Below are 18,471 nucleotides of genomic sequence, written 5' to 3'. Positions count from 1 at the left end.
CGCCAGGAATCGGACCAGCCGCGCCGGCTACCGGGCGGAATCGTCGCCGCGCGCACGGCGCACGCCAGGGCGCATAGCGGTGACGACGGCCGTGGCCACGACTAAATGCATGAGCATGAGGGCGATGACATTTCCGATGGTCACGCCTGCGTTCAGGAGCAACAGATCGGGAATCCACGTCAAGACGAGCGCCGCCGGGACGACCACGCGCAGTGCCTTCGGCGCATAGCGGGCGACCAAAGTCCAGCCGATAGCACCGATGACGATCCCGATAACAGTGGCGGGCAGGAATTCGACCGGGGCGAGTCCGGTTCGGACACCGCCAGAGACGAGAGTGCCCGCCGCCAGCGCGATGGCCGCGTTGGCGGCCGCGGCCGCCAACGCGGCCAAACCAAGTCGTGTCGCTACAGCAGGTGACTTCGCAAGCGTTGCGGTCATGACCACTCCATAGTTGTGCTGGGTTGCGTGTGCAACTCAACGCTAAGTGACTTGCATGTTAAAGTCAACTGTGGTTCAGATAGTCTATGGACGTGGTGCGTGAGAACGGTGAACCGGCAGGATGGCTCGAGACAGGCCAGGGCCACGCTTGGCTCAACCTGGTGAAGGTCCTGCTCGCACTCCCCGGCACCCTCGAAAGTCAACTCTTGCGGGACGCCGACCTGACCCTGCTCGGCTACATGATCCTGTCCCGCCTGGAGGCCGTTCCCGAGTCGACGCTGCGCATGAGCGTGGTCGCGCAGATGGCCAACGGATCGCTTCCACGCATCTCACATGCCGTGACGCGACTCGAAGATCGCGGCTGGGTGAAACGCACGGTCCGCACAGGACAGGGCAGGCGCTTCACTGTCGTGAGCCTGACCGCCGAGGGACGTACTCACGTCCGGACGGCGTCCCCCGAACACATCGCGAATATCCGCAGACTGGTCATCGAGCCTCTCGGGGACGAATTCATCACAGTCGCCACCGCTGCCGGGCGCATCGTGGAAGCTCTGGGACTCCCGACCTGACGCGAGCAGGCTGAACAGAGCCGACTCCCACCAGAGGGAATTTCGGGCAGATCACGGCGCCGAAAACACCCTGGCACGCTCAGGGCCGGTCTCACAACGTCGAAGTCCCGCCATCATTCGGGGAAGCGCGCCGGGCGGCGATGATCACTTCGCCCGGCCAGCCGGGCTGTCACGGACGAAAGCCGGCAACGGTAGAATCCACGAGTCGGGACTTTGGGGCAATACTTCCTAGGAGACGGTCATGACAGTGACGGGCAAAGTGGTTCGATATGACGAGTTGCGCGGCTACGGTTTCGTGGCCCCTGACAGCGGAAGTGAAGACGTCTTCCTGCACGTCAACGATCTCACTTTCGACAAGCGCCTCCTCGCCGCCGGCGTTCATGTCCAGTTCTGCACCGAAGAGGGTGAACGTGGCCTCAAAGCCTCGGAAGTGCGGCTAGTGGACCGCGGCGGGGACGAGTCGTCAACCCCGCGCGGGGGAACCGTTCACCCCGAAGCCGGGGGCGACCACGACGTGCTGACCGCCCAGGACCTCCGCGATGAAGTGACCGAAGTCCTCCTGCTGGGCAGTCCACTGCTGACAGGACAGCAGATCGTCGAGATCCGGCAGGGATTCATCGCCTTGGCGCTCACACACGGTTGGGTCAGCGAGTAGCAGGCGGCCCTTCAATCACGAAGAGTACTTACTCTCTCACGAATGTGCACTATTTCCGTGGAGGTGGAATGAAGTCTCACCATCGACACTGGAAACATGAACGACGATACGCAACGGCATGCCCGGGACGGTTTTGCACCTGATCACGAGGTGCACCAGCACACGGTGCTCTTCACTCACAGGACCATGGGAGAACACGACCTGGCGCTCGAGGTCGCGCTGAGCTACGACACCCGCGATCCCTATGCGGTCAAAGCCAGTTTTTCCACCGGAACCTCTCATGAGGTCGAGTGGCTGTTCGCCCGTGAACTGCTCGCGGTCGGCATGCTGGCCAAGGCCGGCTACGGTGACGTCAAGTTCAGTCCGTGCATTGACGACTTCGAGGCCATTCAGGTCGAATTGGAATCCCCGGCAGGCGTGGCAACCCTGACAGTATCCGCCTGGGCTCTCGCCAACTTTCTCGAATGCACCTACGACCTGGTCCAGCCTGGCGACGAATCATCCTGGATCGATTTCGATCACGAACTCCAGCGACTTGCGTCGAGCTAGCGATGGACGGCAGGAATCCGTCGTCGGCGCACGAATACGCGATTGCGCTTCACCGCCGAAATCATTGTCATCAGCACTTTCAGACATAACTGCCATTGCTGCCGTTCTTCGCATACCGAAAAGCATGATCAGCGCTGAGGGCCAGCGGCCCTATCGTCAATCACAGGCTTCCGTCCCGCTAACAGGCAGGACAATCGCACGCGAAAGACACGGTCGGTAAATTGGCTTTCCGGTGCCGGTCCGGCGAGCGCGGTCGCTGCGGCGACCAGCGTGACCGCCGCTCCCGCGCAAGCCGCCGAGGGACAGATCCTCGCTGCGGGATCCGCCAAGCTCGCCACGGTCTACGGCGTCCGCGTGCTCGACAACTCCGGCAGCGGCACCACCGCCGGTGTCATCGCGGACATCGAACTTGGGTCACCCGTAACCACGTCAAGCCCGCCACGGCCAACATGAGCCTCGGCGGCGGCGCCTCCACCACCCTCGACGACGCCGTCCGCCGGTCGATCGCCGCAGGCGTCACCCACGGCGTGGCCGCCGGGAATTCCAACGCGAACACCTCGGGCTACTCCCCCGCCCGCGTGACCCAGGCGATCACCGTCGGCTCGCGGTCCAGCTTCTCCAACTACGGCAACCTGGTGGACATCTTCGCGCCGGGCACGAACATAACGGCGTCGTGGAACACCAACGACACCGGAAACCCAAGTGGCTTGACTGCGACGTGAATAGGGTTCAGGTCCTCCACGAATTTGTTCACCGAAAGGTGACTACGCAATCGGCGTAGATAGATACCTGAGGCTATGCACATACCTAAAGGGCGGTGTGCTCATGGTGGGTGGAACTCCTTAGGATGGCGGCATGAGCAGCTGTTCACCGCCCTCGGAATCCCTTAGCGCTCTTCTTGAACAGGTCGGGCCCGCGCTGTCACGTCTGCGGCGGCGCACCGCCGGCGGACGTTGGGACCTGACGCGCAATCTGGTCCTGAACCTGGTCGCGGACTCGCTCGGTGAGATGACGATCAGCGGTATCGCCACCGAAATGAGGGTTACCCGGCCCGTCGCAAGCCGCACCATCGCCGCCTGTATCGTCGACGGACTGTTGCGCCACGCGGACTCCCCATCGAACGGGCGACGCACCGTCCTTGAACTCACTGACGCCGGTGACAGGGAACTCCGTCGCTACGCCTCCGAACAGCGCGAGACCTTCGAACGCATCACTGCGACGTGGGAACCGGCCGAGCGCCTGCAGTTCGCCCAGTTCTTGATCCGTTACAGCCAGGGCACCGGCACTCGGCCCTCGATGACACACCACCACGACGGGGCTTACGCATCCGCAACTGTCGCGCACGGGACTGAATCGCCCACAAGGACAGCCTACGGTTCGGTTCTCACATCAGCCCGCGAAGAAGCTCCTTTGCCGTCACCGCGCCCCTAGTCAATACTCAAGTGTCCTGGATTAGAGCTTCTCGCCAGGCCCTTTCACCCCATTCCGCGTCGGCAAGCAGTCCGGCCTTGCCATCGACCCCGCGGTGGCGATGGCAGTGCGCAAGCCACCGAACAGCGATTGCCACTCGGAGCCTCGTATCAGCCCTATGCGAAACGGCCAGTACGACAGCTCCACGACTGCGACCAGGAACGTCTCCGGCAGAGGCGACAGACGTCCTGGTAGAAAGTGACCGGCGGAAGTGCTCAAAGTCTCCTTAAGCGTTATCCGCAAGCACCTTTTTCTTCGCCGGGCGCACGTGTAAGAGACGAAGTTTGTGCGTGCTGGTGGCCGAGGATGAAAAGGTGATGGCGACCGCGATATGCGATGGCCTCACTGGGCACGCCGACGAGGTCTGCCGCACGCTCGTCTCGAATCATCCGGCGACTCGGGATCTTGCTGGTCACCGCCGCGTCCACGATTGGAAACCACGTCAGCCTGGCCCCGGCGCGACACCAGCTGGCGCGCGGTCCTCGCCTGCCTTCCTTGGCATAGACAGTTGATTCCGTGAAAATCACGTGAAGCTCAGTGAGGCGCCATGGCTGTCCATAGAGGACACTTTGCGAGTCAAATCGTCCGATTAGATACAGTATGTCCATATCGTCAAGGTTGTGAAGGCCTCCATGCTTACCCTCAGAGTCAATGCCAGGAACTTAAGGGGCAGCGCCTGAGGTTCTCGGGGCTGTCCACAAAGGACTCGTGCCGCGTCGAATTATCCGGTTGGCCGTCGTTTGTCCGAGTCCTCTGCTGTGTGAAGGCCCCCTTCCTTGCGCCTGGCGCAAGGAAGGGGGCCTTCATGTACTAGAGAACGCGAGAGCATGTTCACTTCCCGCGGGTGACCCGTCCTGGTCCTGCCACCGTCCTCCCAAGATCCTGTCTGACCAGGGCAAACACGTCAGAAACGCCCACGCCATCAACCTTAAGTTCCTGGCATTGACCCTCAGAGTAGGCAAGGAGGCCTTCACGACCTTGGTTCGCACCGGAATCACTCATCTAGAAGGAGCTCATCGTCCTTGAGGAGTTGCTCCCCCGTCGGCCGAGACCCGACGGGGGACTCTTCAGCTCTCCCTACGCGAATTGGAGCGACCTAGTACCTGCGGCGACGACGCTGGACGGTCGGTGCTCTCGGGATCCTTGCCGCGAAGCGGACCGTCGTCTTCGGCGGCGGGCGAAGGCGGCGCAGCAGGTCGCCCAAGTACCACGGCCCCGTCTCCCGCGCCATTCCAGACAACGCCGTCGGGCCCGATCAAACCAGAAGGATGACGATTGTTCGTCGAATCATCCGGCCCTTGGACCCCTCGGGACATCGGCCCCCCATAGCCACCCATGAACGAGGAGTCGCCACCCACACGCCCTGTTCCGGCACCGGCGGGCGCCAGAGGTGGCGCGTCCAGCGGTGCGATGGCGTCCAAGCCTCCGTTGACCGGCCGGAACGTCGGTGAAGCCGGTAATGCGGCTTCCATCGGTGCCTTACCTGGATGCGGCGGCCCCGCCGCATGCCCGGCGGGGCTGGGAAGAGCCGCTGAGCCCGGCTGATGCGGCGACGGCACGTGGCCGGGACCGCTCGTGTGTGCGGGCATGGCCGCGGCGGGGGCCGGAACGGGCGTCGGCGGCGCGGCGGGCACGGATGCCGACGCGGCGGTCGCCCTTGCCACCTCGGGCGCTGGTGTCGAGGCTGCCGTAGAGGGCTGCGTCGCGCCCGCCACCGGTGGCACCGAGGATACGGGTGGCCCATGCGACACCGGTCCCGCAGAGGTGGCTACGACTTCTCCGGCTTTCGCACTCGGCTCGACCTGCTGATCTTCAGTCTCGACCGGGTGCTTGGCGACGCTGGTCTTCTGCTTCGGCGCACTCGGCCGGGCTTCAGTGGCTTTCACGGTCCGGCCCAGCACGGCAGCGACCTCAGAGTGCCGCTTTTCGCTTTCTTGCCCGGACATGGGCAACGGAGCGGGCGCTGCGCCCCGTCCCAGCACGGCAGGTACCACACGATCACCTTCATCCCCGGCTGATCGTGGCGAAACAGTCTGCCGGCCCGGCGCCGCAGGCCCGGCCTGGTTCGACACGCCCAAAGACGCGAACGCGGCGAAAGGTACCGGCGAAGGGCCGGCTTGCGCACCGGTTCCGCCCAGATGGTGCCCGGTCTGAACGACAGCTTGAGGACCAGGCGTGGCGAACGTAGCCGCGCCCCCGCCCCCGCCACTCCCCTGAGCTCCGCCAGTGGCATTGACACCCGCGGGTTGCTCAGTGACGGCTTCGGGCAACGGCAAGATGCCCACTCCTAGGTCCCGGTACGCCGTACTCAGGTCATGCAGCACCTGGCGGACGGCCGCGATATCCCCCTGCCGGTTCTGCGTCTGCAGGTCACGGAGCCGTTGCTGCGCCCGGGCCAGCGCGTCGCCCGCCTGGCGCAAAGCGGCTCCATAACCGGGGCTGGCCATCGCTTGCACCACGGCGCCGGTCAGCCCGGTCAGCCGCAGCACCAGATCTTCGAACGACTCCGCGACCCTGCCGTTCCACGCTTCCCACATGTTCCGGGTTTCACGCTCAAGATCGTCCTGAATCTGCTCAAGCCGCGCCGTCGCGTTGTCGAACGCAGCCGCGCGCTCGTAGAAGCCGTCCGGGCTCACCTCGTTGATCAGCTGCGAGAGCTGCTCGACAGTGAGGTATTGCAAGGCCGGATCGTCGACCGGAGGCTGTTCGCGGGTATCCACGGATCAATCCCTGCCCAGCACCTGGTTCTGCGCGGAGTTGCCGTCTCCGTCGCCCCAGGCGCCCTCTTCGGCTTGCATCCAGATCTGCGGTTCCCGTTCCTTCTCACCCTGCTGACCTCCGCCGCCCATACCGCCGCCGCCCATCGGCGCACCACCGCCCATCGGCATGCCACCGGGGGCCGCCGCGCCTCCCGGCGGGCCGGCCGGGACGCTGCTGGGGCCGCCCTGCGTGTTCACTGAAGCGGCGGCGGGCGACATGGGCTGGGTGTCGAACCTTCCGGCACCCGGCCCACCGACACCCGGCCCAGCAGCACCCGGCCCACCGACACCCGGCCCAGCAGCACCCGGTCCACCGACACCGGTGCCACCGGAACCTCCGCTGGCGCCGAGACCGGTGACCGCCGGTGCATGCGAGGTGAGGCCGACACCGCCAGAACCGCCACCGGTGCCGCCGGAGCCACCCCCGATATCACCGCGAGGCGACTCGACGGCTTCGTTGCCCGGTGCCAGGAATTGGCGCATGGCATCGCCGTTGTCTTCCGGTTTGACGCCGTCGATGGCCTGGTGCATGGCGTCTTTGGCGTCGGCCAGTGCCTGCCGTTCGGCGGGCGTGTCACCGGGCTTGGCCAGGTCGTCGATCGCCTTGCCCGCGGCGTCTTTGGCTTCCTGAAGCGCCTTGTCGTGTTCAGGGCCGCTGAGGTCGGGGGCATCGTTGATCTGATCGATGGCCTTGTCAGCCGCCGCTTTGGCCTCGTCCAGCGCGTGCTGCCGCGCCGGATCGTCTTCAGAAGCGCGAAGCCCGTCGATCGCCTTGTTCGCCGTATCCTTCGCGTCCGCGACCTGCTGGAAGTGCTCCGGAGCCGCCGTCTTGCCGATCGCGTCGCTCACCGCGTTCTTCGCGTTTTCAAGCGCTTCCTTGCGTTCGGGATCGTCAGTACCGTCGATCAGACCGTCGATCGCCTTCGTAGCCGCCTGCTTGGCATCCAGCAACGCCCCGCGGTCCTCGGCGCCCGCGCCCCCACCCGCGGCCCCACCTCCGCCGGTGGTCCCACCCTCTTTGCCAACGCCGTCTATCGCGTCCGTGGCGGACTTCTTGGCGTCTTCCAGAGCCTGCTGTGTGGCCGCCGAATCGCCTGGCTTGGCGAGGTCGTCGATCGCCTTCGAGGCGGCGTCCTTGGCGGCGTCCAGTTTTTCATCCCCAGGACCGCCGGTGAGCTGACTCTCTGGCAAAGCATTGGGATCCGTGAGCCCGTCGATCGCCTCGCCCGCGGCCTTTTTGGCATCATCCAGCGCCTTTGTGCGCTTCGGGTCTGTCGACTGAGCACTAAGGCCGTCGATCGCCTTGCCTGCCGCGTTCTTCGCGTCCGTCAACGCCTGCGGCACCGCCGGTGCGCCGCCGCCACCGGCATCAGTGCCTGCACCCGGCTCTCCGGAACCGCCCGTGTCCCCACCCGGCGTCCCCCCGCCTGAGGCCCCGCCCGAACCCCCGGCGGGATCCGTCAGACCGTCGATGGCTCCCTGCGCTGCCTGCTTGGCATCGTCCAGCGCTTTCGTGGTCTCCGGATCCGCTGTCTCCCCCTTGAGCCCGTCGATCGCCTTGCCTGCCGCGTCCTTGGCATCGGACAACGCCTGCTGAGTCTCCGGACTCGACCCCTGTTGACCAGGTGCCGACGGTGACTCTTGTCCAGTTTCCGACGACGGCTCGGTCGGCGTGTCCTGGCCCGCTTCCGTTCCGCCCGGCAAGCTAGAAGTCACCGGGGAAAGCGGAGTCGCGTCCGCGGGGTTCCCCTCGCTGCCCCCTGCCCCCGGCTGATCGGGCCCGGTCGACTGCACGGGCGGACTTTTCACCGGCGCGTCGGGCGCCTTGTCATGCTCCCGCGTCTCCGTAGGCGGCGCGTCCTCTGGCTTGGGTGCTTCCCCGTCCTGCTGTTTGCGGTCCTTCTCGTCACCCGGCTGGGGAGGAGTCGCCTCGGTGGGCGCGTTGGGCGGCGCGGGGGCTGGGCTCGGGTCCGTCCCCATCCAGTCCGTGGCCGGTGCGGTAGTAGCGGTGTTGCCGTCGGAGATATAGAGCGGGACCAGGTCCGCGCCCCGATCGCTGTACTGGTGTCCCAAGGCCACCAAAGCTTCCTGCAGAGCTCGCAGAAGTGCGGCGTCCATATTCTTGTACATCTCCGCAGTGTCAGTCTTTAATTGCGCACCGATATTCAGGACCTCTGAAACCGTCTGAGCGTTCTGAATCCGATTATTGGCGCCATTTTTCAACGTTTCAGCAAAGTTGTCCGCCGTCTCTTTTGACAACTGCTGAGTTCGCCAAAAGCCATCGGCGAAAACCTGAGAAGCGTGCCCGATGTTGCCCATAGAAGTGCCGAACTGCTTCTCAGAGAGAGTCTTGTATACATCTTCACTGGTGTTCAGAATCGCCGTCGCGTACTTGTTGAATCCGTCGCCGGTATCGCCCTCCAAGGCATCACGCATTGCCTTGATCTCTTTGGCGAACCGTTCGTTGATCGCACCAAGAGCTTCGGTCGCAGCCTTGACATCCGCCTCGAGCGTGTACCACTCCTCCGCGGAGGTGGACCTCGAAATGCTCGCCTTTGAACCATCCGAGTTGTACACAATGTCGTTCACGGCGCCGTTGATCGCCTCCAGCGACGAGAATTGCGACGGGTCCACCCCAGGCGCGGACGACGCGTACTGGCCGACCAGCGTCGGCGGAGTTTTCTCGGGCATCGATCATCCTTAACAGGGAGGGCGGCCATCACCGAGGCCGACGGACACAGCGGATATGCGGGCCGATCTTTGTTCCTGATTCGAGCGAGCAGGTCAGGTGGCGACCGGCTCGTTCAGGTTCTGGGCGTATCCGTCGCCGGCGTGGGACTTGTTGTCAGCACCGGGATCCGCGGTGTAGTTGTGCTGCTTTTCTTCCGTGTCGTCATCGAAGGCGTTGACCCCTCCAATGACCTTGGATTCGAGTTCGCCGAGACTGGACTTGATCTTGTCGGCGTTTTCACCGTCGGCGTTCTCGAAGTCGTTCGCAATGGCGGTGAGCTTCTTTTCGATCTCCGAGAAGGCGATCTTGAGATGCTCCGCGTGCGCGACGACCCCGTTTCGGCGGTCGTCCACGAGACGCTCCAGCCACACGGCGAGCTCGAACTTCCCCGCGTTCGGCCAGTGCGGTTTCAACGCCTCGAAGGCTTTCATATCGCTCATGATCTGGCCGATGTTCCCCGCGGCCTGCCTGATTGCATCACTGTCGAACTTCGTGGACATAGCCATCTCCTGCTTTTTCCGCTGCGGATTTCACCCGGATCAAGGAAAACGGTGTGCCGGGTGACACGGACCCGGCACACCGCGGTCATCAAAAGGACTTCGCACCGTTCGCGTCGGTGTGCTGCATTCCACTGGCACCGTCACTCAGCGCCCGCTTGAGGTTTTCGAGGTTCTCCCGGTTAGCGGTCAGGTCGTTCCTGAGGTCGTCGGCGAGCGCCTTGTACGCATCCGCGCTCTGCCCCTTCCAGCCTGCGCCGTAGAGCTTCTGCGCATCGCTCGCGAGCTTGTCCGTCTCTTCCTGGATCGTGTTGGCTCGCTGCTGCATCGCGGAGACGCATTCTTCGATCGCCGCGTAGTCGTAGGTGATGGTGGCGTCAGCCATGTCAAGTCTCCTTTTTGAAGTATTTTTTGTTACGCGTTGGCAGGATCAGGAAGCGCCCAGGAAGTTCCCGGTCTCCATGGGGATGCTGAGGATTCGCTGCATGTTCTCGCTGTCCGTCGCCTCGCCCTTTCCGGCCTCGACGCGCATGTTCTGAGCCATGCTCTCCAGGTGCGACATCGCCGACTTGCGCAGCGACTCGACCCAGTTGTCACAGGTGGTCTTCAACGCCTTGGTCGCCGCGCTCGAACTGGCTTCGAGGGTGGTCTGGATGAACGCCCTCAGATCGTTGAGCTGCTTGTCGATGTTCTCCCGGGTCGTGTCATGCGCACTGGCCTGCGCCAGAATGACCTCATTATCGAGATGAGTGGTCTGCGACATTCTCAGTTCCTCCTGCTACTCGCTACTACGACTTGGCGGGCCTTGCGCATCAGCTGCCGCGCGGCCATGTTCAAAGATTAGCCACCGAGAACCACTCGAAAGGCTCTTTCGACGTCTCCAGGCCCGAGGGTAGGGACTCCCCCTACGAAAGGCCGGTCCGACGTCAAGGCTGTACCGCTTGAGTCTCCCGAGCCGCTCCGACACTGAGCGTCGGCCCCGTCGGGAGCAGGTCGAGCAACTGCTTGCGGACAGGCTTCGCCGCACTTTCGGTGTAACCGAGGGCTTTTATTGCCTCCGGGTCTGCCAGTGGATACTTCTTTCCCACTTCGGTGATGAGGTAGATGACGCCCGTGGGCACCGCACCGGAGGCAGGAAGATCCCGGGCGAGGAAGCCTCCGCCCGCCGGTATCCCGATCCGGTCGGCTGTGTTCCCCGTTTGATGGGTACCCAGCGGCACCGAAGCCCGTGTGACGTCGTCACCGGACAGCACCTCGGTCGCCACGATCAGCTCCCCGGCGGCCGTGGTGCTGTGCCTCACACAGGGCTGCGATCCCGGCGGCGGCGTGACGACTTCGGGAGGAACCGCCGGCAGGTCGTTCGCCAGACCGGACGCACCCGTGATCGGCACCCCGGCCAGCGCGGTGGGCCCCACCCGGATGGGCTCGACCGGTGCGCCGGCGGGGTAAGCCTGCCCCGTACTCGCCGCGGCCAGGAGCAGCGCGGCGCCGGTCCGGCTGATCGCGGCAAGACCGTCTCTCCGGACGAGGTACATCTGGTCGGTTCCCAGCGCGGAGTTCCGCACCTGATACAACTGGCCGACCAGACTTTGCCTTCCCTCGATCAACGGACCGTTTTCGCCGGTACCCGGTACGGGCGGCGCACTCAGATCGGTGCCCTGGGGAATCGTATTGAGCCAAACCGGGGCGACGTCGACGGGGCTTACTCCGCCATATCCCAGAGCGGCGATGGCGGAGCGGCTCGGGACCCGGAATCGCTTCCCGTCTGTGACCAGGAAGGTACTCCCTCCCGGCACGGACACCAGGAATGCCTTTTCCTCGCCGGGCGCGGCACCGCCGGGTCCGTCGAGCAACAGACTCACTTCCGCGGGTTTGCCCCCCGGAGAAGCGGCGGCCTGCATGCAGACCGTCCACGAACCGGCGCCGTTCTTGTCCGCCGGGGGCAACGAATCCGGCGCGTCGGGAATACCGATCGGCTGACCGACCGTGGCACCGGCCAGTGCCGCCGGCGCCACCGACGTGACCTCGGAGCTGCCGGACACCAGCCGGGCGGAGGCGAAGTTGAACACAGGGCGCAGTTGACCGCCGAGATAGACATAGCGTGCGCCGCTCACCTTGTTCATCACGATCGCCCCCTCCTGACGCCAGGAGGAGTTCCCTGTGGGAGGCACGAACATACCGAAGATTCCGAAGACCCCCGCGATCACCGCCGCCAGGACGAATCCGAGCACCGTTCCGGTCGTCATCCGTTTGCTCGGTGACTCGAGGACGTCCGGTTTTCCGTGTGTCACAGCGGCGGCCAGCCTGCCCACCACGAAAAAGTAGGCTTGGACTTGATCCTTGCGTGATTTCATCAGCCGACCAGGTTCCGCATGAAGGCGTAGACGTGGAGAACCTGCAGCAGGATCGGCAGGATCGCGATCGCGGTGATCAGCTCGAAGATCTCCACCGCACGGCCCCAGTAAGGACGAAACCGCTTACCTGGGAGGTACTCGCCGCCCAGCAGGAACAATCCGGCGATCATGACGAGGGGGACCACCGCAAGAAAGCGGGCATAGACCGGGAGAGCAGAGCTCCAATAGCCGACGTTGACGAAGATCACGCCGGCGGCGGGCAGCAGCACCGCGCACCGCTGGATCATCCCATTCGGATGGCGGGACCGCAGCAGCAAGAGCAGCGCTATGACCAGTGACAACGTCATGCTCCACGGATCGCCATCGACGACCAGCACCGGTAACAGGATCGTCAGCGCGAGACCGAGCCCCGTATACAGCGCCGTCGAATAGCCGAAGGTCGCCGCCCCGCGTTCCACCACCATCTTGTGTGGCACCGGGTCGATGTCCTCGTGTAGTTCTTCCGCCCCTGTCGGGAGCATCGGCAGCGTCAGTCCGGACAGGCGGAACGCCGCGGTCGGGATGAAGAGCCCCAAGATCAGGGCCAGCACCAACCCGATGGCTGTCGCCTGAGCGGGGGTCGCCGGGGTCACGGAGCCGATCAACCCGGTGATCAACAATACGGCCGAGAAGAGGGCTGCTCCGGCGAAAAGCAGGGCGGCGTCCGCTATCGCGACGACCCCGGCCATGAGAGTCAGCAACGCCGCGCCGGACGCGCTGGTGACCTTCACCATGGGACTCGCCGCCGGATCGAGTGCCAGGACCAGGAGCAGCCCGGCCAGTCCGGCGTGGGCCACGGCCGCGGCCACCAAGATCACCGCGGGTTTGGTTCTCGCCGCACCACGCGCCACAAGCGCTCCCGCCACCAGCAGGACGACAGCCAGCCCCGCCGAAAGCAGGACCTGGGCCGCGCTCGCCGTGTCGGCCAGCAGCAGCCACCATCCGAGCAGCAAAGCCATCACGGCACTCGAGTGGAACAGCCACCGAACCCGCGCCGGAGTCACGGCGCCCGGATTCTCACGCACCTGTTCCCCGACACCGTCGACCAGATCGTCGTAGTCGATCGTGGCGAGCTGCTCCGAACGAGGCAACAGATGAAGACTCTCCCCGTCGAACACACCCAATTGGGTCAAGGTACGGTCCTCGTCCAGCGGGGCGTCGCCGATTCGCTGAAGCACCCACCCTTCGTGTTCCGCACCCTGCTCGATCGTCTGGGCCCCGAATAGGGTGAGCACCGCGGGCAGCAGATCGGCCAGCGGCACCTCCGCCGGTAGTGCGAGATCCCGCACCTGATCACCCAGAACGAACCGTAGCCTCGCCGAACTTGTTGTGCGATGCTGTGTCTGCTCTTCCATCGGACAGAAGGCCTTCCCTACCTCGTCTAGCCACGAGACCAGGCCCGACGCTAACGCCGCGCACCGTCGCAGTGGGCCGCGTCAGGGCCATCGGCCAGGAAATGGGGAAGTCCGCTCACCAAGGGAGAGCCTGTGAGTACCACCTTGTTCGCCAGGCGGGCACGTCGCCCCAAACCGCCTGCTCCAGACACCGAAATCGAACTGCAGCCACCGCCCGGGGTTCCCGAGGACACCGGAGGCGGGATCAGCTCTGTCCTGATGTACGCGCCGATGGCCCTGGGCTCGCTTGCCATGGTCATGATGTTCGTCCGGCCAGGTGCGGGCGCGTTCGCCTACGTCGGCGGAGGCCTCATGGTCCTGTCCGCCATCGGCATGGTCATTACTCAGATGGTGCGCAGTTCAGTCACGCACAAGCAGAAGCTGAACGGCCATCGGCGTGACTACATCCGCTACCTGGGCCAGTTGCGGAAGCGAGTGCGCGGTTCTTTGGCCGCGCAACGACAGGCCGCTCGCTGGATCCACCCGGATCCGCACGCGCTGTGGTCGATGGCACTCGGTTACCGGCTTTGGGAGCGCCGGCCCACCCACGACGACTTCGGTGAAATCAGGCTCGGACTGGGAACCCAGCGTTCGGCGCACAAACTCGTCCCGCCGGACAGCCAGCCGATCGAAGACCTGGAACCTCTCTCAGCGCACGCTCTGCGCCGATTCATGCGTGCCTACAACACACTGCCCGGCTCGCCGATCGCCGTCTATTTGCGGGGCTTCGGGCAGATCCAGTTCAGCGGGGACGACGAGGCCGTTCTCGGCCTGGTGCGAGCCATCCTCGGTCAGCTGACGACGGCGCACGCCCCCGGCGACGTCCGGATCGCGGTCTGCGCCGACGACAGGCGGCTTGGCCGCTGGGACTGGCTGAAATGGCTTCCGCACAATCAAGACCTGGAGAGCCGCGACGCCGCGGGGGCCCGGCGGCTCGCGGCCCACGACATCAACCAGACCGAACTCTTGCTCGGCGGCGCCTCGTTCACCGGACGACCACGCTTCGAGGCCGACACCCCGGTCACCGTGTCCGAACCGTTCGTCATCCTCATCCTCGACGGCGTTCCAGTACCCAGCGACCACCGCCTCGCCGACGAAGGCTATCGCAACGCGGTCATACTGGACATTTCCGGCTCACTGCCCTGGCAACAGCGCGCCGGGGCACTCTTCCTGGAGGTCGACGCCGACGAAGTCAGGACAGTCTCCTTCGACCGGGTCGGCAAGCAGGAGACGGCCTCTTTGTGCCGCCCGGACCACCTCAGCGAGGTCGCGGCGAATGCCCTGGCCCGGACGATGGCACGGTTCCGGGTCGGCGAAGCCGCCGAGGACGACGAGCCGCTCGCCGGCGACTACGACCTGGCCACGCTGCTCGGTATCGGCGATGTGGCGACGTTCGACCCGGTGAAGTACCGGCGCGACCGTAAGACCAGCAAGCGCCGCCTCCGGGTACCGATCGGGATCGCCGGAGCCGGCTCTCCACTCGAACTCGACATCAAGGAGGCGGCCGAGGACGGCATGGGTCCGCACGGGCTGTGCGTCGGCGCGACCGGTTCCGGCAAGAGCGAACTGCTGCGCACGCTGGTGCTGGCGCTGGCCACCACACACTCCTCGGACGATCTCAACTTCGTCCTGGTGGACTTCAAGGGCGGGGCCGCGTTCCTCGGCTTCGACCAGCTGCCGCACACGTCAGCGGTGATCACCAACCTCGCCGAAGAACTCGAACTCGTCGACCGGATGCAGGACGCGCTCACCGGCGAACTCAACCGGCGTCAGGAACACCTGCGGGCGGCGGGCAACTACGCCTCCAGGCGGGACTATGAGGCCGCCCGCGCTCAGGGCGTGCCGCTCGAACCGATGCCCGCGCTCTTCATCGTGGTGGACGAGTTCAGCGAGATGCTGTCGAGCAAGCCGGAGTTCATCGACGTGTTCGCGATGATCGGCAGGCTCGGCCGCAGCCTCGGTGTCCACCTGCTGCTCGCGTCGCAGCGGCTCGACGAAGGACGGATCCACAAGGTCGAGACGCATCTTTCCTACCGGATCGGTCTGCGCACGTTCTCCGCGATGGAGAGCCGGAGCGTCATCGGTGTTCCCGACGCCTATGAGCTGCCGAACAGCCCGGGCAACGGCTACCTCAGGCCGGACACCCAGACGCTGGTTCGCTTCAAGGGGGCCTTCTCCTCCGCGCCCTACCGGGCGAAACGACGGCAAACGGGGCTCGCGGTCGAACAGCACATCGTTCCCTTCAGCCCACGATTCGTCGAATCCCCGGTCACCCGCGAGCCAGAGCCGGCTGTCGAAGACGACCAGTCCGATGAGGGCACCGACACCATGATCGACGTACTCATCGGCCGTCTGCGCGGAATCGGTCCCCGCGCACACCAGGTCTGGCTCCCCCCGCTCAAGAAATCGGCCACACTGGATCAGCTGCTCCCGCCGCTCGTCGATCATCCGACGTTCGGCCCGCGCCCGGTCGGCGAGCTGAACACGGCGAACCTCACCGTTCCGGTGGGCCTGATCGACCTGCCCGCGCAACAGCGGCGCGAGCTGCTTCTCGCGGACTTGTCGGGCAGCAAGGGCAACGTGGCGGTGGTCGGCGGCCCGCAAAGCGGGAAGAGCACCCTCCTGCGTACGCTGATCTGTGCTCTCGCGGTCACCCACACCGCGGAACAGGTCCAGTTCTATTGCCTGGACTTCGGCGGGACGCTCTCCGCTCTCGCGTCGATGCCGCACATCGGCAGCATCGCCAACAGGCTCGACCGCGACCGCGCCACCCGGACGGTCCTGGAAGTCACCAACCTGATGGCCCGCCGGGAAGGCATCTTCGCCGAGCACAACGTCGACTCCATGGCCAGCTACCGCCGCGCCCGGGCGCGGGGCGAGTACCGGGACATCGATCCGTACGGCGACGTCTTCCTGGTCGTCGACGGCTGGTACACCATCCGCCAGGACTTCGAGGAGCTGGAGGAGAAATTCACCGAGCTGGCAGCCCGGGGGCTGAGCTTCGGCATCCACCTCGTGATCGCGTCCAACCGCTGGTCGGAGATGCGGCCGTGGCTGCGGGACGTCGTAGGCACCCGGTTCGAGCTCAAGCTCGGTGACCCTGTCGATTCGGAGATCAACAGCCGGTTCGCCGCCACCGTGCCCGCCATCCCCGGCCGGGGTATCACGCCGGACCGACTTCATTTCCTCACCGCTCTCCCCCGGATCGACGGTGACTCCTGGACGGAGGACCTCGCCGAGGCGACGGTCGAACTGGCCGAATCGCTGGCGCCCGCAGGCGCACCTCGCGCCCCCCAGGTCCGGCTCCTGCCGCAGACCTTGCACGTGCGCGAACTCCCCGCGCCCCGTGCGCCGTCCCCGTCCGCGGAGATGCGGATGGCGCTCGGCCTGGAAGACGTCCATTTGGAACCCGAGTGGCACGATTTCGACGTCAGCCCACACCTGCTGGTCTACGGTGACGCCGAGAGCGGGAAGACCAACCTTCTCCGGCACATCGCCCGGTCCGTGGTGGCGCACCATACTGCCGACGAGGCTCGCATCATGTTCGGCGACTTCCGCCGCGAGCTGCGGGGTTCGATTCCCCCCGAGTATCAGCTTGAGTACGCCGTGGGCTCCGAGGCCCTCACGAAGTCCATCGCGGGCGTGGCATCGGTGATCGAAAAGCGCATACCAGGGCCCGAGATCAGCCCCGACAGGCTGCCGTTGCGAGACTGGTGGACAGGGGGGCGGCTCTACATCATCATCGACGACTTCGAGCTGTCCGAGAGCGCCGGGAGCGCGGGGCCCTTGGGGGCCCTGATGCCAGTCCTCGCCCAGGCGTCGGACGTCGGGATCCACGTGATCCTGGCCCGGAGCACCGCCGGAGCAAGCCGTTCGATGGGCAATCCCGCGATCCGCCGCATGTGGGAGCTGGGGACCCCTGCCCTGTTGCTTTCCTGTCCCAAGACCGAGGGTGCCTTCCTCGGAAACCTCAAGCCGCGGGTACTTCCCCCCGGACGCGCTCAGTTCATCAATCGCCGCAGGTCAGTCCGGTTGGTGCAAACACCGTTGACCGAGACGGAGCCGCCCGCTCGTTGACGTCCGCCCTTTCGGTCCGAGTTGTGAATTCCAGGGGCACCGGGGCGCTTGTCGGAGCGCCCCGGTGAGCCCGGCGGGCCGGACGGAATTGTGGGCCTGTATCTGGGCCGCCCCCTAAACCAGGCCACTGAGCTTTGGTCAGCGCCTCGCGGACGGTGAGGTTCCGGAAATCCGCTAACGCAGCGGACACGGGCGATGCGGCGCATGGGCCCTGGCCGAACGACGGTTCCTGGGCCACGCTTGGTCACGCGGGCCTGATGGGCTCGGTCGACGTACCGATTCCTCGTCGCCGTGGTTACGAGGACATGTGTGTAGTTGCCAAGTTCCCGGGGCCGTCGTGGACGGCCCCGCCGGATCTACGCCGAACGCGCCTACGACCACGACAAGTACCGCAGCCTTGTCCGTGCCGTAGGAATCACGCCTGTCATCGCCCGCCGCGGTATCGTCTGCGACCAGACGGTGGTGATCGTGTCCGGCAGCCCGGTCAGTCCGGTCAGTCCGTCGCGGACGACCATGAGCACGTCGGCCACGCCGCGGTTCTTCAGTTCGGTGAGCACGTGCAGCCAGTACTTGGCGCCCTCTCCGCCGTCGCCGGTCCACAAGCCGAGGCCGGTTCGCGACCTTGCCAACCCGGATCTTGACGTGGATCGCGTCGATGAAGATCACCGGATAGACCGGGGCCAGTGGCCGGTTCTGCCACTCGACCATGCCCTCGACGACCTTGTCGGTGATCGTGGAGATCGTCTGCCGCGACACTTCAGCCCCGTAAACCTCGGCCAGGTGCGCGAAAATCTCACCGGTCGTGAGACCTTTGGCGGCCGGCGAGATCCCGGCGCAGGATCCCGCAGCGGTCTGAAGCCTGTTGACCGAACCAAAGCGTGTGTGTGCGCGCGGTTCAAAGGCTGTTCTGTCAACGTCCTCGCGTGCCTCGAACTGGCC

Annotated in this window: 13 protein-coding genes and 2 pseudogenes; 6 read left to right on the top strand and 9 right to left on the bottom strand. The window is 65.3% G+C overall.

The window, feature by feature from the left end; all coding sequences use genetic code 11:
* Positions 1 to 27 precede the first annotated feature (27 nt).
* Entirely contained in the window at positions 28 to 438 is a 411-nt protein-coding gene (locus ACFOSH_RS24545) for a DUF6069 family protein (RefSeq protein ID WP_378241391.1), read from the bottom strand.
* A gap of 86 nt (positions 439 to 524) precedes the next feature.
* Here ACFOSH_RS24545 and ACFOSH_RS24540 point away from each other — a divergent pair, with 86 nt between their 5' ends.
* The 5 genes and pseudogenes from ACFOSH_RS24540 to ACFOSH_RS24520 all read left to right on the top strand — a co-directional run bounded on the left by ACFOSH_RS24540 (position 525) and on the right by ACFOSH_RS24520 (position 3,642).
* Positions 525 to 1,007 carry a MarR family winged helix-turn-helix transcriptional regulator gene (locus ACFOSH_RS24540; RefSeq protein WP_378241390.1) on the top strand — a complete coding sequence of 161 codons (483 nt, stop codon included), beginning with the start codon at positions 525 to 527 and terminating at the stop codon, positions 1,005 to 1,007.
* A 241-nt stretch (positions 1,008 to 1,248) separates the two neighbouring features.
* Entirely contained in the window at positions 1,249 to 1,662 is a 414-nt protein-coding gene (locus tag ACFOSH_RS24535) for a cold-shock protein (RefSeq protein WP_378241389.1), read from the top strand.
* Positions 1,663 to 1,758: 96 nt separating this feature from the next.
* Entirely contained in the window at positions 1,759 to 2,211 is a 453-nt protein-coding gene (locus ACFOSH_RS24530) for an SsgA family sporulation/cell division regulator (protein WP_378241388.1), read from the top strand.
* A 318-nt stretch (positions 2,212 to 2,529) separates the two neighbouring features.
* Positions 2,530 to 2,903: pseudogene (locus tag ACFOSH_RS24525) on the top strand (S8 family peptidase); the annotation flags it as partial.
* A gap of 163 nt (positions 2,904 to 3,066) precedes the next feature.
* On the top strand, positions 3,067 to 3,642 hold the full coding sequence (locus ACFOSH_RS24520; protein WP_378241387.1) for a MarR family winged helix-turn-helix transcriptional regulator: 576 nt from the start codon (positions 3,067 to 3,069) through the stop codon (positions 3,640 to 3,642).
* A gap of 1,106 nt (positions 3,643 to 4,748) precedes the next feature.
* Here the strand turns inward: ACFOSH_RS24520 and ACFOSH_RS24515 are convergent.
* The 7 genes from ACFOSH_RS24515 to eccD form a co-directional block, all read right to left on the bottom strand.
* Positions 4,749 to 6,401 carry a WXG100 family type VII secretion target gene (locus ACFOSH_RS24515; protein WP_378241386.1) on the bottom strand — a complete coding sequence of 551 codons (1,653 nt, stop codon included), beginning with the start codon at positions 6,399 to 6,401 and terminating at the stop codon, positions 4,749 to 4,751.
* A gap of 3 nt (positions 6,402 to 6,404) precedes the next feature.
* Entirely contained in the window at positions 6,405 to 9,131 is a 2,727-nt protein-coding gene (locus ACFOSH_RS24510) for a large repetitive protein (protein WP_378241385.1), read from the bottom strand.
* Between the two features lie 93 nt (positions 9,132 to 9,224).
* Positions 9,225 to 9,671 carry a hypothetical protein gene (locus ACFOSH_RS24505; protein WP_378241384.1) on the bottom strand — a complete coding sequence of 149 codons (447 nt, stop codon included), beginning with the start codon at positions 9,669 to 9,671 and terminating at the stop codon, positions 9,225 to 9,227.
* 88 nt (positions 9,672 to 9,759) lie between these two features.
* The gene (locus ACFOSH_RS24500) at positions 9,760 to 10,053 is read right to left on the bottom strand and encodes a WXG100 family type VII secretion target (protein ID WP_378241383.1); all 294 of its coding nucleotides are present in this window, start codon (positions 10,051 to 10,053) and stop codon (positions 9,760 to 9,762) included.
* A gap of 45 nt (positions 10,054 to 10,098) precedes the next feature.
* A complete protein-coding gene (locus ACFOSH_RS24495) occupies positions 10,099 to 10,431 on the bottom strand; it encodes a hypothetical protein (RefSeq protein ID WP_378241382.1) in 333 nt (110 codons plus the stop codon).
* 163 nt (positions 10,432 to 10,594) lie between these two features.
* Positions 10,595 to 12,022 carry a type VII secretion protein EccB gene (gene eccB / locus ACFOSH_RS24490; RefSeq protein ID WP_378241381.1) on the bottom strand — a complete coding sequence of 476 codons (1,428 nt, stop codon included), beginning with the start codon at positions 12,020 to 12,022 and terminating at the stop codon, positions 10,595 to 10,597.
* On the bottom strand, positions 12,022 to 13,416 hold the full coding sequence (eccD, locus tag ACFOSH_RS24485; protein WP_378241380.1) for a type VII secretion integral membrane protein EccD: 1,395 nt from the start codon (positions 13,414 to 13,416) through the stop codon (positions 12,022 to 12,024). The genes eccB and eccD overlap by 1 nt, the downstream gene beginning before the upstream one ends.
* A 132-nt stretch (positions 13,417 to 13,548) precedes the next feature.
* On the opposite strand from eccD, the gene eccCa reads away from it, so the two are divergent.
* Positions 13,549 to 17,532, top strand: a complete 3,984-nt coding sequence (eccCa, locus tag ACFOSH_RS24480; RefSeq protein ID WP_378241379.1) for a type VII secretion protein EccCa — start codon at positions 13,549 to 13,551, stop codon at positions 17,530 to 17,532.
* A gap of 452 nt (positions 17,533 to 17,984) precedes the next feature.
* Here eccCa and ACFOSH_RS24475 read toward each other — a convergent pair.
* Positions 17,985 to 18,360 (bottom strand): annotated as a pseudogene (locus ACFOSH_RS24475) (transposase); the annotation flags it as partial.
* Between the last annotated feature and the right edge of the window lie 111 nt (positions 18,361 to 18,471).

The organism is Amycolatopsis speibonae, assembly GCF_042647925.1.
Taxonomy (GTDB): Bacteria; Actinomycetota; Actinomycetes; order Mycobacteriales; family Pseudonocardiaceae; genus Amycolatopsis; species Amycolatopsis speibonae.
This window is presented reverse-complemented; position numbering and strand designations above follow the sequence as displayed.